The organism is Lysinibacillus sp. BSL11 (genome assembly GCF_052928325.1).
In genome coordinates, this window is record NZ_JAVGCX010000007.1 from 198,790 (window position 1) to 214,596 (window position 15,807).

Genomic DNA, 15,807 nt, shown 5'->3' on the forward strand with positions numbered 1-15,807 from the left:
AAAGTTTAGCAACAATACGCTACATGTAACATGTCTTTATTGAAAGGTGAAATGCTTTTTATGAAAGACAACCTGCATTTTTCAATATGTAATTTATGGTATATTTTTATAGAGAGGTGATAGAGATGAAGATAGACATAAAAATTGATCCACAAATTGATGAACCCTACATAACAATCTGCGTTTCTGAATTAACGCCAACTATACAGGCTGCAATCTCACTCTTACAACAAAAAGAACAACAAATTTTAACAGGGACCGCTAACAATAAAGTACATATTATCGAGCCTAATTCTGTAATAGCTATTAGGACGGAAGGCAAAGATTTAGTACTATATAGCGACGATGGTAATCGTGTACTTATGAATAAGCCTTTGTATGAGTTAGAGCAGCAACTAGGAGAAGGATTTATTCGGATTTCTAAATCTGCCATCATTAATCCTAGAAAAATCAGAAATATTGAAGCTTCCTTTAATGGCACAATGGAAATCGAGCTTACTTTAGGAATAAAAGAAGTCATTTCACGCAATTATAAAAAATCATTTAAAGAGCGCTTGGGGGTATAAGTACATGAACTTTTTCAAGAATTTATGGTTCGGAATAAGTATGGGCTGTACAGTTTTTGTTTTTGTAAATCTTATTGGATATTGGTTGAAAGGGGATTTGTTTTTAGAAGCTGTTATATCTAATTTTCCACAACAAGTTATCGGATCAGTTACTGTTGGCATTGCCTGTATACTACCTTCATACCTCTATAGAACAGAACGTTTAACATTTTTACAACAAAGTGCTTGTCATTTTTTTATCGCTATAGGGACCTTTATAGCTGTCGCCTTTTCTTTAAAATGGCTTCCAACATTTTCGATAAAACTAACGATTCTATTGTTACTATTTAATGTATTAATTTTTGCACTAGTTTGGCTGTTATTTTATTTTTATAGTCAATCGGAAGTAAAAAAAATGAAGCAGAAAATCATTGTTCATACAGACAGTAGTAATAATCAATAGATTTCTTTGATAGAAATTCATTATTTAAAGAGGCTAATCAACATAACAAGATTCAAGCCTCCATTTCCTTATATTTCCATTCGTTTTCAAACGACTTAAATTAAACAGTCTCCATCTTTATTCTCTACTAATCTTCGGTCATACAGCTATAACTGTATGAGCCGAAGATTATTCAACTAACCTGACCCGTTAGTTTAAGTGAGAAACTTCACAATCTCACTCTGAATTTTAACAACAATATCAAATTCCGTTGAAAATGTTCCTCAACAATCTGGCCCTTAGATCAAGAAAGACGTATTCCTTACTATAGAAATGCGCCCGTTTGCTTTATAAAAACTTATGTAAATATTCATTAACGATTGGTAAATCTGGTGGACTGATATTCGAAGGAAGGTCAGTCATATTAAAGAATTTTAAGGCTTCAACTTCATTTTCTTCTCTTTTTAATGTCCCTTTATAATCTCTACAAAAATAAGCTGCTACTACATTATGTACCTCATCACCATGAGGATATTTATAGCAGAATTCTTGTCCAGAAAAAACATTGAACAAGGTCAAATCATTTGCAAGCAAACCCGTCGCTTCTAATAATTCTCTTTTGGCTACTTGTTCTAATGCTTCCCCGACCTCCATGGAACCACCAGCCAATCCCCAACAATTATTGTCCTTACGAAGTTGTAGCAGTAATTCCTATTTACTATTTACAAGAATTACACATGCACCAGCCATAATTAGAGGACGACTGCCCACTAAATTTCTTAAATCCATAATGTATCCCATGGTTTCTTCCAACATCATATATATTTTAATCTAATTGTTAATTATTAATTTTAACATAAAAATCCAATTAAAAGATTGATCAGATATTCAACGATCTGGCCTTTTAATGAAAACGAGCGCTGATCCTTGTTACAGAATCGCACCCGATTGTTAAGGGTTTCGGTCTCTTTTCAAACTTTCATTTGGGAACGTTATTGTTAAATGACATGCATAAACAAACAAATTTAAAGCTCTACTTTCATACGTTTTATTTTTTAAAAACGAAAAACTAAATCAACAAGATATATAATTGATAAAGCCATTGGAAGAACTATTTTTATAATTAAGTCACCAACTAAGTAGAACTAAGTAACAACAAACAATGCTAATAAACCCGTCCAAAAAGCACGAAACGAATTCGATGTCCCTTGCCATGATCAAAATGAAATCCTCCATGAAAAGAGCGAGACCTTCTCCAATACGAAATCCCGTTTCATATAACAATTGAATCAGGAACTTATCTCGGATATTCTTAGTTGCTTGTTGTGCTTGTTCCTTCCTTAGTGTATTTACTTTTTTACGTGGTTCATTTAAATTAAGTACGTTTCTTGTGGAGGGCTTATCTTTAGTAATATAGTGTAAGAAGCTTTTGTAATGTTTGTTACCTCCAGTGAACACTTGTTTCATTAACTTTTCCATTATGTCATTTTGTACTTCTTCATTTCGAAATAAATAGTCATAAAAGTTTGCTATAACTGTGCCAGTTAATAAATCTAATATGTATTAAAAAAGAGAATATATGATCATATATTGAACTTTATGACACTCACCAATGAAAACATAATATGTTAACTAAAAATAAATTTTATGTTAACATATATACATACCATTATTTGGAGGTGTGTGTGTTGACTGACAAAAATAGAATATTACTTAGTTCGGTTGGCAGTTTGGCTTTATTTACTTTAGGAGGATATAGGATATTCACTAACAACTTAGAAGCAATGTCCATATTAGTAGCATATATTTTCTTTATTTGTGGATTTATAGGCTTTGTTTTTTATGTAGTAAAGTTGTCAAAAACCCCACGTACTTAGCATTGCTTCGTTGCGATGCTTTTTTCGTTTGCCATAGTCCCTTCTTTCATCTGCACAAAAGTATGATTCAGTCGGGTTTTTGCTCTAAGGAAATTGGAAGGGTGAAAAATAGAGGGATGCTTTTCTTGATAGTTAATATAAATAGCGATTTTTCTAACATGATATTTACTACCATCTAAACTTCTATAAATACTTTTAAGTGGGGTACACTTTTAAATAGTTTTATACAGTAAGCATGAGTAGTTACTCTTATACATACAATGAGTCCCTCACTCCAACTGAAATAATTGTATTGAAAGAAAGGTTGGATGCTACTCTTTGTTTAAAGAAACTGCTTTTTGAGTGGAGTAAAAATTAGTGCTTATTTAAATAAGGGGATGATAAATTGAAATATATTTCTGGTTTTATTGGATTTATTTTTATTTCCTTTGGCAGTTTACTAATGAATATCACTGAGAATGGAGAGACATCTACAAATATAACATTAAAGATTTCAGGGTTCGTTAGTTTAATTATCGGTTTAAAATTTTTATTTCCTAATTTGGGCTTTATAAAAAGTAAAAAATAACCAAGTATTCATATAAACACTTGGTTATTTTTTATTATTCAACAACTTTTCAGTGTTATAGGTAATTAGCAAACAACCCAGCACCAAATCCAATATAGATTAGTGCTGGGTTGTTTTTTAGATTCTACTTAAACTCAATTTCCTCTGCCGAAGCCCCTTTAGTGTACGTAATGGTCGCTCCATCAGGTAAATTTCGTATTTCTTTTATATTTTTTCCTTCGATAATAATTTCACCAATTTTCGTACCTTTAAAGTCAATAATCGTATTTCCTTTTTTGGGACTAATCGTTACTGTTTTATCTGCAAATCCTTCCCCATGGAATTCAGCATATTGACTAAATACTGCAATTCCATTTTTAATTTTCGTATTTTTCCCTAACGATAGCGAAATGCTTGGGCGATTCATTATTAATTTACCTGTTTTGTAGTTATCATAGTTGTATACATTTTCAGGTGTTATTGGTGTGGGTATTTCCTCATTGTCTGCCTTCAAATCAATTTGAACTAATACTGGGTCATGATCTGATGCACGGCCTTGTGCTTCTGTAAAGTTCGCATTTATATGAATCAAGTCAATTTCTGTAACATCAGCAAGATTATTTGAAACTAAAATATGATCCAACACTTGATTGTTTCCTTGGAAGAAGTACGTAAAACGATCTTGCTCTGGGGCTTTATCTATCATATTCGTTAAAACATCACCTTTTAACGTTTGAAGAGCTGGTGTGAATTCAAAGTCGTTCATGTCCCCTGCTACAATGATATTTAAATCTGGATTAATAGCAAGTCCTTCATCCATAAAATCATTGATGGCTTGCGCAAGTTGAATACGTTTCTTAACTGATTCTAGCACTGGTGGCTGAGTTGGTCCCCAAAGTGAACCATCCCCACCTTTAGAATTTAGATGAGCTCCGATAATCACTACACGTTCTTTCTGAAATTCAAATTCGGCTGCAATTGGTTTTCGTGTATCTACAAATTTTGATGGATCAACAAAGCCAGGATTTAAAGTAAGGCTTCCATCTGCTGTCCACGTATTGGTTTGGTCACCCATCCCTTTTATACCTGACACTAATGAAACACGATCTGGATTATATAGGTAGCCCACACGAATATTACCGCCAGGTGCACCACCTACTGTATTGTTAATTGGCATGACATCAATCCAATCATAAGCAGGACCACCCGCAGCTTTAATTGCTTGAATTAATCGCATGTAGCTTTCCGATGCATCCGCATTTCCTGAATCAGTTTGCCCATCATTATCTTGAACTTCGACTAATGTAATAATATCTGGTGATTTCATATTATTCACAAATGTCGCTGCTATTCTGGCTACTTTTTCGTTTGATGTATTGGCAGGATTATTTGAAAAGTTTTCGATATTATAGGAAGCGACATTTAACTTGTCCGCTACTGGTTCAAGATGCGTCACCTCTTGCTGAAGATTCGCTTTTGTTAATTCTGGGAAGACTTTATTTGTGTTCAGTCGATAGCCATCTGTAAAATTTTCTACAAATCCGAAAAGGGCATCATTAAAACGATCACCTGAATCATAATTTTTACCAGCTACCCCTTCAAGCATAATTTTTTCTGGGTTATAATCATCGGCCGCTATATTTAAACCGCCATTCACATTAAATGTATTATTTGTTGTGCTCGGTACAACAATTGGCGAATCGTTATTATAAATCGGTCCTATCACTCTCGCATCTTGGAATGATACCAGCATATACTCAATAGATTCCCAAAAATCGATGCCATCTTCTTGTGGGTCAAAAATTGCAAAACTATCATTATCAATAATTTTTTTTGGTGGTAACAGATCCTCCCCTATCACAAGGGCTTCTGGAATTCCTGCTGTACCTGTTTTTGTAATATTTGTTGCTGCAATTTGTGTATCTGTCAATCGAGAGTTGCCACCAGCTTCTATTACATTTCCTGATACGTTAATAACATCCCCTACTGCTACATTATGTCCTGTCTTATTTACTTTGATAGCAGTTGATTTTACGCCATCAAATGACGACTCGTTTTCCTGCATAATAAAGCTAGTTGAATTTAAAACGAAGGTTACAATTCCCTCCACATCATTTACTGTTAAATCGACATATGGTGATTTATGGCTTGCCCCTTGAATATCGCTAATCTTGGCATTTTTAGTATCAATAATTTCATAAACAAATGTAGCAATTGCACTGTTCGTTAAACCTTCTTTCACTGCAATCGCTTTAAGCGTCATTGGTTTATTAACAAGGATTTCCTCTGTATACTTTGCACTAGCTGTTGTTGGCGTTGAGCCATCCACTGTGTAATAAATCGTAGCTCCTTCAGTCATTGTAGAAAGAGAGACTTTCGTGCCAGCTGTTACGCCCCCTACGTGAGAAGCTTTGATATCCTGCACCTTTGTTACATCTTCAATAACGCGAAGTGGGAGCAATTGGTGGTTTGTATATTGACCAACAATTCCTGTAATTTCCCCATACGTTTTTCCACTCACTAAACCAGAGTCTCGTGTTTTATCGTAAATAGCAAATGGGCCTACTTCATCAGTACCTGTAAAGTTTTGACCCGAACCAGTAATGGTAACATTTTTAAGTGTAACTAGTTTCGATTCATTGTCTTCTGCGACCTCATTACTTTTAATAAGATGTGGCTCTGGTATTGTCGAAGGAACAGGCATACCGACAAGTGAAATATTCGTTAATTGCTTTAGACCGCTATATTCATCTACGCGTCCTTGCACCGTCACCCGATCACCGACATTTGCGGCAAGACTATCCACAGGATAAATGGCTATCGCCGCACCATCTTCATCTTGAATGTGCGCTGTAGCTGTTTCTAATTTGGCTGTCACGATCCCTGATACGATAACAATTTGCCCGATTTCTTTATTACGAGCTTCAGTAATGGATATAACGGTTAGCTCTTCTTTAACTGTATAATTAAAGGATGCAATGTCACTATCGTCTAGACCTGTTGCGGTAGCAAATGCTTTTATAGTCATGGCTTCATTTACAATAATCCCCGCTGCTGCATCATAAACCTCACTAGCTAATGACGGTTCAGAACCATCGATTGTGTAATAGATGGTTGCATTTGGGGTATTTGTAGACAGTGTTACTTTTGTTCCTGCATAAACTTCGCCTGTTGCTGGTAAAGCCTTAACTTTCTCTACTTGTGTTGGCTCATAGTTTAGTACCAATTGGAAGCTTTCTGTACTTAATGTTTTGAGTTGATAAACCCCGTTAAAAATTGAAGCAACTCCTGTCACATTAATGACATCATTGTTATTGAAGCCATCTGCTTCAAACTGTGAAAACTGATAGCCTGTGCGGTTATCATGGCGAATTAACAGTTCGTTATTTGCTGCATCGACTGCTTTAAATTCAAATGTACCATACGTACCAGATGGCGCTAAATCTTTAATCTTCACATTTTCAAGTGTGATTAATCTACCTTGTGTGCTATCATCTGCAATCGGTAAATTTACTGTCTGCGGTGCAGGTGATGCCCCTGTAGAAATCCGTTCAATTGTTGGCGAATTAAATTGAACTTCTCCACTATATAAACTTGTTTTTCCTGTGATGCTGACAATATCCCCAACAGCTAAGCTCCCTGCTTCTGCAGAACTTGAAAAGACATATACCCCTGCTGTCTCATCTTGTACATAGAAGGCCTTGCCTCCCCAGCTACCAGGTGTTGTCGTAACCGTCCCTTGAATTTTTACTGTGCTGTCTGTTCCAACAGCTGCACGAGCTTCGGCAATGGTTACTTCATTCACTGAAGGAATAGTTGGTTCAGTTGTATCGTCCCCAACAAAGTCCATTGAAGTTGGCGATTTTAGCCCTGCATGGTTGCCAAAATATTTTTCCAGTGAACCTGTTATTCTAACTTTTTTCCCAAGATTACTTGGGTTAGTAAATAATCCGAAATTGGCTCTATAGGAGCTTGGTAATTGAATATATAGCATTTTCGTGACATCTGTTTCATCTGGTGAATCGGCAATGGCAATATTTGTATCACTATCTGCTATCACAGAATAAGAAGTTTCACTTTTGACAAACCCTACTATATATCCTTCTACAGTAACATTACTAATAACTGAAGTAGGAACAAATTGATTGACCGCTTCCCCCACACCAATAGCTTCTGTGGTTTCGGCCTTTACAACTGTGAAATAAGGTGAAATCATAGACATTACAAGTAAAAATGATAACGCTATTTTAGTAACGACATTACATTCATATTTCTTCATTCGCTCAGCTCCTTATGATTTTAATCTAAAATAATCTTTTCCTTAGGTTTTACATGGAAGTTATTATTCAATTACTGTATTCCCTTCAACAGTTAACCCATTTAAAGAGAGGGTACATTTGGCGCATAAATGATTAAATCCCCCTAAATAGTACCTGTACATTAAAGAAATTCGTATTTAAAGCTTCTCCAACATACAGATGATTAGATTTTTTCGAGTTTAAATTTACCATCATGGACGATCATTAAATTATTAATCTTTTTATAAGCTTATGGCGAGCGCAGTACATCCTTGTAATCGGTGCTACTACTACCGCTGAAGCTGTTAATGCATTTAAATACATTTACTCATACTTAGAGTAATCCCTCCCTGTTTAATAAAGATAAGTTTTAAATCCTATTAACACAATTACTTGTAATTATCAAACAATACCAAAATATTGTTTAACATAGTAATTTTAACAGAAAAATAATAAATACTTTGTTATTTAATATGAATATTCTAAATTCTATGTAAAATAGTACATATTAATCTTTTACAATAGTCATTAGAATAGTAGTTTTATATTATGTAATTACATTTTCGTATGAATAAAAGCGCTAATGTACCTGCTCAGCTCCGTCAAGCATAAATACAGAAAGATTGTTTCTTGCTCATTCCCTACCTCCTCCTTCATATGAAGTATCTAGATACAGTAAAACGTACCATAGCTCATCACTTGTTGTCATAGTGGATAATAAAAAGCCTTCCATTTGTGGAAGGCTAAAGTAAATTCGTTTGGTTTGTTATAGTAAGGAATATTCAATTTTTTAAAGGTTCATCTTCTTCCATTTACGAATTTTGGTTCTGAAATTTGTAAATGGAGCAACTGAGTTAATATGAACCCATTTCCAAACAGGCCAATTAGCTTGTGTTTTTGCCCATCGTCTTTGGTCAACTTCAAATAACTCCTTTTCTGAAAGGGTATTTAACCACTCACATAAATGATTGACAGCTTCATTAAGCATGGATTGTTGTTCCTTCAAAGAGTACTCTCCGTATTGTTTATAAAAAGAGTTATACAATCCACTTAGATTATTCCATTTATAGCCTTCTGCAGGTGTATGTACTTCTTCTCCCTTTTGTTCTTTTTGCTCCCAGTGAAGCAATAGATTTATCCATCCAAGTTGATAAGAAAGATTTTCAGACGGCGTTTTATCAACTTCTTTAATCCGTTTATTTTTTAAGATTTCGGGTATATCATTAAATTCGGCAATATATTTTTTATACTTTTCGTCAATCGTACTAATTAATTCTTCTTTGTTCGCATACTGTCTCACTCTATTTCCCTCCCTTCCATCTACTTCTTCATGTTCAGTCTACCATAATGCGAATACACTAATTTTTACATTTTATTAAAAAGTTGTTATTCGGTAAGTATTACCTTCTATCTTTTCGGTGGATGTATAAGTAACCAAAATTTACACACACTAACCTTGAGTGTATTACCCATAATGAATGAAACAGAGGGTTTTATTTCTTATGTGTGATGATTAATAACAGAGGTGCTTGAAGTGACTACATTCGGAAAATGCTTATATATCGCATTCTTTATCATCATTTTTTTATTTACAACCATTTGGAATTATATTAAAAATGGTCATTGGGCTTTGCTAGAAAATTTATTCTTTGCCTTTTGGGTGGCCAGTTTCTTATTCATGGCATTACTACTTAGAAGTAAAAAAGAAGAATCGAAAAAAGCTGAAAATAGAAGCTGATTTGCCTGTTTTAACTGACTAGTGTTAAAATCCTCATCTATATTTGCTGTAGCTCTAATAAGCTGCAGCTTTTTTATTGTTGCACCAAACTAGTATTTTATCCGTACATTCAAACTTAAAATGTTATACTATTCAAAAAATATTTTGAGGAAGGAAACGTGAATGATGGAGGCTAAGACCATTTTGTTAGATCAACTTTTAGCTAATGCAAATGACCCAAGTTGGTATATCTCATTTTCTGAAGTCGTAGAAGGGCTATCTGAAGCAGAAGCCTTTTGGAAACCCGATTCTTCTAGCCATAGTATGGCTGAAATTGTCCAGCATCTAATCTATTGGAATGAAATTTGGCAAATACGGTATCGAGAAAATCAAGTGAAGGCCCCTTCGCAAACAAATAATGCGAATACGTTTCTAGTTAAAGAGAAGGTAACTTTCAATGAATTAAAAGAAAAGTTATTACATATTCTACTTAAGTGGCAAGAATTAATTGAGGAAGAGCGACTTTTATCTATCGTAAATGGGTTCCCTGTGAAAGCGCAATGGTGGGCTATCATATCTAATGCCGCTACTCATAATGCCTATCATATTGGACAGCTCGCCTATTTACGTAAAATGGAAAAATAGACATTTATATGCTATACTCTTAAAATGGGACTATTGTTAATAGTCCTATTTTTGTTTGCTGCCGCTTATTTAACACAAATAACACCAAAGGAAGATGCATGTGAGCCTAGAAGAAATTACACAGATCTATTCATTTTACTTCTTCACGACACCAATTTTAGTAAGATTAATTGTATTTAATTTTATTTTTAAAGCCTACAAACATACTATGGTTATTGTATTGGATGCTTTTGTTTTAATATCAACCACCATTTGGTTAATATTGATCAGAGATGTCATTTTCCCTCTGCCTTCGTTAACTTTAAATGTATTTAGTGTAATTTACATCCTATTGATTATAGACATTTCTATCAATTATTATCGCTTAAAAAGGAAGAGCTCCTTGAAGTGAAAAGCCCAATTTATACATATAAAAACAAGCTCCAAGTAAAAGAAAAAAGCATCTCTTTTCAAGATGCTTTGATCTTACTATTGGGGCAATTCTTCTGGTGTTTTCTCAAATTCAAGTATATGTCCATCAACTTTTGCTCTTTCTAGTTCTTCAATAAATTCTTCCTTACGTTCATCAAGTCTGGAGTCAAGTGTGTTTTGATAACCCGGAAATAGATTGTAATCTACTGGTTTCCCCATAAGTTCACCTCTTATTCTCAGCTTTTTTATTTATTATAGGGTATATTGATATTTTCTGACAATTGTTTATGTCAATTTTGATTACAAGGACTGACAAGACAATACAACGGAAGTCTTATAAAAAACGTCTATCTATACTTTATTGCCCATAAAATTATGCTAATAATTCGAAACAGCAAGAGGTTTTATTTATTTTGTCTACGGCTCTAAACGTGCAATTTCCACAAACTTTGTTGATAATCCCCAAACTGTTCCTCCCCTTTTTTTACGGAAAATAAAAGCATATTTACTATAAGCACTTTCCCTCAAGTAGATATGCTACAAAATCTTAAGAAATCTTCATAATTTTTCTCAATAATTATTAATAATTACCATTTACAATAAGAAAAGTCGACAATAGATTAACATAGTTAGGAGCATCTTGTCTTGAGCGTTACAGATATTATGAATAACATTCGGATTTTAATGTTGCCAGTCATCCTTATTATTGGTGCTGAGTTCTTACTTATTGGACTTTATTATTTCCTCTATCATAAAAACCAACAGTCAAATCGGAAAAAAATAAACTTTAAGCAACTGATACTTGTAGCACTCTTTATCGGCTATATTGTATTTGTGTGTGAACTCACGATTTTTGGGCGTGGTTCTTCCCATTTCATGCAAATGAATCTTCAACCATTTAGTGGCTATATAGATGCATGGAAGAAATACTCGTTACGTGATCTTCAAAATTGTATTTTCAACATTTTAATGTTTGTACCGCTAGGCGTTTTCTTACCTTTACTTTTCTCTAAATTCAAACTGTTTAAATGGCTTCTTCCTGTAGTGGTGATTGCAACCTTATCCATTGAAACGTATCAAACACTTACAGGAGCAGGGATTTTCGAGCTTGATGACTTAATCAACAACTCGCTTGGGGGGATTATTGGATACCAGTTATATAGACTAGGATCTTCTATTGTTCAGCATAAAAAAATAAAAGTGAAAAGCTTGATCGGAAACCTAGCCATTCCACTCATGATGGGTTTGATTTTTATTGGCATGATGATTGTCTACGCTCAACAGGAATTTGGTCATTTAGCTATTAACGCCTACACAAAATCAAATATGTCGGATGTTGATGTAACCACCTCATTAGATTTACAAACAGCATCTACCGTTGCCCCCGTGTATAAAAAAATTATTCATACAGATGAAGTTGAGACTTTGTTGCAAAAGAAATTTGATTTAGCAGAGTTAAATCAGCAGGATATTAGTGGTGATCGTGAGCTTTTATTAAAAGATAAAGCAGAGAACTCCTATACGTTATTTATTAATTCAGAGGGAAATTGGTCGCTAACAGACGATCTTTATACGCCAGTGCAACCTTCTTTAGCTGTGCAAGAAACACTCGTGAAGAAGGCAAAGAGCATGATGGATGAGCTTTCTCTCCTTCCTAAAGATGGGGCGTTTACAGCTTTGGATAATGGCGTATTTGAATGGACGCTTCCTGACCAAGCTGAATTGAACCAAGATTATTGGCTTGGTGAAGTAGAGCTCGGTTTGAAATCAGATGGTAGTATGTATTCATTATCGTATAATATTCATGAGCATCAATTAATCCGTGAAGTAAATATTTTGTCACCTGCAGAGGTGTATGAGCGAATTAAGAATGGCGAATTTCCACAGATAAAATATAATGCACTTGTAACGGAAGAAGAACTATTGATAAAAAAAGGCGATCAACTTACTGTCGATTTAATAGAGCTCTCTTATATGTACGATACAAAAGATTTCTATCAACCCATATACAGAGTTTCTGGCACACTCAATGGAAAAAGTTGGTTCACATTGATTCAGGCGAGAAAATAGCTTTTTTGATACTGTTTACTAAGGAAAGCCAGACTTGATACTACGATGAGAATGGCAACCGCCTGCATTGGGCAGTTGATCACTATCAGACAGAAGGCATTCGGGAAACAACCTACCTTACCGAAAATGTTATTAAGTACCATCGCACACTGTCTACTTATATGAATGTCTTAATACAAGCTAGCTATACGATAAGTACGGTGAAGGAACCTATGCCTTCAGAGGAAGTGCTAAAAAATATTCCGGACATGCAGGATAACTACGGAGACCTATGTTTTTAATCATTGCAGCAGAGAAAAAATAATCACTGTGTGCTCAGGCAATATGTATTGGGTATCGCTAATATCACATATAAACAAAAAACCAAGTGCTCCCCAAAAGAGAGCATCTGGTTTTATTGTGAAAGTGAATCTTACTAACTTACTTAGTTTTGATTCGTTATAATACTACGACAACTTGAGGCGCTGAACAAGTTAAAATATTTTCCAACAGGATTTTAGGGGAAATTAATGCTTTTTCGAGAAAATAAATCATTCTATCAAATTTTATAGTTTTCTTACTTTCATTAAAAAAGAAATAATGAAATCTCATAAATGACTAACCTTTGCTAATGACACATGGTCATTTACCAATGACAGCCCCATTGAATAGGTGGATGACTGTTTGCTATTTTCACATAATTTAAATTATGTTTCTACAAACTGAAATTGATAACAATGCTCCCCCTACTCTAACTGAATAATTAATGAAATTTACTTCTTTATTCTCGCATGGTGATACCGAAAGCAATACAAGCTAGACATCTCTGTTACAAACATATAGGTCTCTATGATCTTAACTATGATAGGTGAAGCAACTATACTTAAATTAATTTCTCCCTTTCATAACTTTTTCGTGCTATTAATAAAACATGCTGAAGAAGCACAGTCTGCTAAAGGAACATTAAACAAAAAGACCAGTCACTCTTTTAAAGAGAACTGGTCATTTTGCGTTTAGGTTGAAGACTATGAAAAATCTTCTTTCATAGATTAACATATTATACTGAACAATATCTAAACAACCATACAAAAAAGACTAGATTCTCACATGATGATGTAAGCTCTAGTCTTTTAAGTGAAAGTGAATCTTACTAAATTTTTGTCTAGCTTTAGATTCAAATTACAATACGAATGAATAGGCTAAAGGTTTCATAAATTCTTTATTTTTTCTTTAAAATATAGGACCACCACCACAAAAAGACCAGGAAACACGAAAAAATGTGAATCCTGGCCCTTTTGTGAAAAGTGAATGTTACTAGTTTGCTTTAGTTCTTTGTATTCTACTGATGAGTTAGACGGCTGATGTTTTAAAAAGTTACACATTCTTAAAAATTTTTTACGCTACAAATTAAATCGCAAAATCAAACACGCCGTCAGCTCCATCTACCAACTAATTGAATAGTACACGCTCCCTCAGACTCATATAGGCTTCTTTTTCCAGTAATGATGTTTGTTCTTCAGCAGCTACTGTACCTTTAGCCCATATTTTTTTGACTCTGTGACACTCCAGCTAAATAATTGTGTGCCTTTATTTTCCTATCGGATACCGAGTTCCATCAGAATGGTCACTATAAAAGGAGAGGTGAAATTTACCATTCCCAATTGGTCCATCTACATAATTCACAGGGAGTATCCCTACTCATTTAACTTGTGTTGGATACTAACTAATTTCTGTGAATCTTCCCTTGCTTTTTCTAAAAGACTAAAAAAAGCATTATCTTTTATCAGCTCAAAGCTTTCATTTGTGTTAAGGAGAACCAATATTTTATTTTTAGAATCAATGAACATCGGATAGCTTGTATTGAGTGAAATTGTCATTCGATAATCGTAATCAATAGTTTTTATAGTTGTTTTTTTGAATGTTGTATGTTGAAAAGACTGTATCAATTCTTGCTGTGTTTCTTTTGATATTTTCATTTCAGAAAAGATATCTTCTTTATCTGTATCTATACGATGGAGCGTTATAGTGGCATTCTCCACTTGAAAATTAGCATTTTCCAACAGATCTGTAGCAGAATAGCTTTGCTCTTTCCATATAATGAGCATACCACTAACAATTACTGCTAAGAGTAAAGATAAGGCTATTATAAATTTTTTCATATTACTCCTCTTTCTCAGTATCAAAAACTTGACAAAAAAATGTTTTTATGCTAAAATTTACATTTAAATAAATATTATATATAATAGGATTCTCCTGGCCAGGAGAATCCTATTTTTTGTTAAGGAGTGTTGGTATGAATCAACAGGAGTCTAGTATCACTTCATTAGTGGCTGCCTTTAGTAGAGCCTACCATAGCCAATTTGATACACCGAAAATTTTTGATGATTATATAGCCAAAGAATTGATTTCACAAGAAGAATATCAAAATATTCAAGCTACTATGATACAAGGCATTGAATTTTTTAATAAAGATATCGCTACAAAGTTTAAAGACAATTCAAAGGAATTAATAAAATGGATTACACAAGTTCAACTCTCACCAACTCCTTTGGCACGTGCTGCTTATTGTGAAAGAGTCTTGCATAGCGAAATACAGCTTGGTGTCGAGCAATATGTCATCTTAGGTGCTGGCTTCGATACTTTTCCGTATCGTCAGCAACAAGGACAATCCAGGCTAGAAATTTTTGAGGTGGATTATCCCACTACGCAGGCATCGAAAATGAGAAGATTACAGGAAGCCTCTCTCCCCCTCTTGAATCATTTGCATTTTGTACCGATGGATTTTACAAAGCAATTTCAATCTCAATTATTTTCAGAGCAAGGCTTCCAATCTAAAAAAACATTTTTTAGTCTATTAGGTGTTTCTTATTATTTAACAAAAGATGAATTAGCAAGTTTACTCAATCATCTATTTGCCTTAGTTCCAGCAGGTAGTTCCATTGTTTTGGATTATGCTGATGAATCTCTCTTCACGGAAAAAGGACTCTCCAAAAGAGTAGAAAACATGGTCAAAATGGTCGCACTTGGTGGTGAACCAATGAAATCATGCTATGCTTATGAGGACATGGAGAGGATGTTAGATCGATTAGGATTGCTTATATATGAACATCTATCTCCTACAGCGATTCAAGAGCTGTATTTTCAAAATCGGACAGATTACTTGTGTGCTTTTGAAACTATCCACTACATGCATATTGTTAAAAAATAGGTCCACCCTATTTAATTTTCCAAAATTCTAAATTTTCTTTTTATTACCCAGGCAATTAACTATTTCAA

Annotated in this window: 9 protein-coding genes and 3 pseudogenes; 6 read left to right on the plus strand and 6 right to left on the minus strand. The window is 34.1% G+C overall.

Annotation, left to right across the window (positions count from 1 at the left end; genetic code table 11):
- The first annotated feature begins 125 nt into the window (after window positions 1-125).
- Window positions 126-566 carry a LytTR family DNA-binding domain-containing protein gene (locus RCJ95_RS10590; RefSeq protein ID WP_036223011.1) on the plus strand — a complete coding sequence of 147 codons (441 nt, stop codon included), beginning with the start codon at window positions 126-128 and terminating at the stop codon, window positions 564-566.
- A 4-nt stretch (window positions 567-570) separates the two neighbouring features.
- Window positions 571-1,008, plus strand: a complete 438-nt coding sequence (locus RCJ95_RS10595; RefSeq protein ID WP_221680395.1) for a DUF3021 domain-containing protein — start codon at window positions 571-573, stop codon at window positions 1,006-1,008.
- A gap of 327 nt (window positions 1,009-1,335) precedes the next feature.
- On the opposite strand, the pseudogene RCJ95_RS10600 reads toward RCJ95_RS10595, so the two are convergent.
- From RCJ95_RS10600 to RCJ95_RS10615, 4 genes and pseudogenes are all read right to left on the minus strand, one after another.
- Window positions 1,336-1,788: pseudogene (locus RCJ95_RS10600) on the minus strand (NUDIX hydrolase).
- Between the two features lie 370 nt (window positions 1,789-2,158).
- Window positions 2,159-2,535: pseudogene (locus RCJ95_RS10605) on the minus strand (tyrosine-type recombinase/integrase); the annotation flags it as partial.
- A 1,021-nt stretch (window positions 2,536-3,556) separates the two neighbouring features.
- Window positions 3,557-7,690: a chitobiase/beta-hexosaminidase C-terminal domain-containing protein gene (locus RCJ95_RS10610; protein ID WP_446722245.1), complete on the minus strand. Its 4,134-nt coding sequence runs from the start codon at window positions 7,688-7,690 to the stop codon at window positions 3,557-3,559.
- A gap of 809 nt (window positions 7,691-8,499) precedes the next feature.
- Entirely contained in the window at window positions 8,500-9,009 is a 510-nt protein-coding gene (locus RCJ95_RS10615; RefSeq protein ID WP_221680393.1) for a ClbS/DfsB family four-helix bundle protein, read from the minus strand.
- 600 nt (window positions 9,010-9,609) lie between these two features.
- Here RCJ95_RS10615 and RCJ95_RS10620 point away from each other — a divergent pair.
- Window positions 9,610-10,071: a DinB family protein gene (locus RCJ95_RS10620; protein ID WP_221680391.1), complete on the plus strand. Its 462-nt coding sequence runs from the start codon at window positions 9,610-9,612 to the stop codon at window positions 10,069-10,071.
- 468 nt (window positions 10,072-10,539) lie between these two features.
- Here RCJ95_RS10620 and RCJ95_RS10625 read toward each other — a convergent pair whose 3' ends face one another.
- Entirely contained in the window at window positions 10,540-10,701 is a 162-nt protein-coding gene (locus RCJ95_RS10625) for a hypothetical protein (RefSeq protein ID WP_004225101.1), read from the minus strand.
- Window positions 10,702-11,127: 426 nt separating this feature from the next.
- On the opposite strand from RCJ95_RS10625, the gene RCJ95_RS10630 reads away from it, so the two are divergent.
- Window positions 11,128-12,552 (plus strand): VanZ family protein, encoded by a 1,425-nt coding sequence (locus RCJ95_RS10630; protein WP_369354089.1) that lies wholly within the window; start codon window positions 11,128-11,130, stop codon window positions 12,550-12,552.
- 38 nt (window positions 12,553-12,590) lie between these two features.
- Window positions 12,591-12,856, plus strand: a pseudogene (locus tag RCJ95_RS10635) (class I SAM-dependent methyltransferase); the annotation flags it as partial.
- 1,369 nt (window positions 12,857-14,225) lie between these two features.
- Here RCJ95_RS10635 and RCJ95_RS10640 read toward each other — a convergent pair.
- The gene (locus tag RCJ95_RS10640) at window positions 14,226-14,690 is read right to left on the minus strand and encodes a hypothetical protein (RefSeq protein WP_446722246.1); all 465 of its coding nucleotides are present in this window, start codon (window positions 14,688-14,690) and stop codon (window positions 14,226-14,228) included.
- A 134-nt stretch (window positions 14,691-14,824) separates the two neighbouring features.
- Here RCJ95_RS10640 and RCJ95_RS10645 point away from each other — a divergent pair, with 134 nt between their 5' ends.
- Window positions 14,825-15,739: a class I SAM-dependent methyltransferase gene (locus RCJ95_RS10645; RefSeq protein WP_446722247.1), complete on the plus strand. Its 915-nt coding sequence runs from the start codon at window positions 14,825-14,827 to the stop codon at window positions 15,737-15,739.
- The last annotated feature ends 68 nt before the right edge of the window (window positions 15,740-15,807 follow it).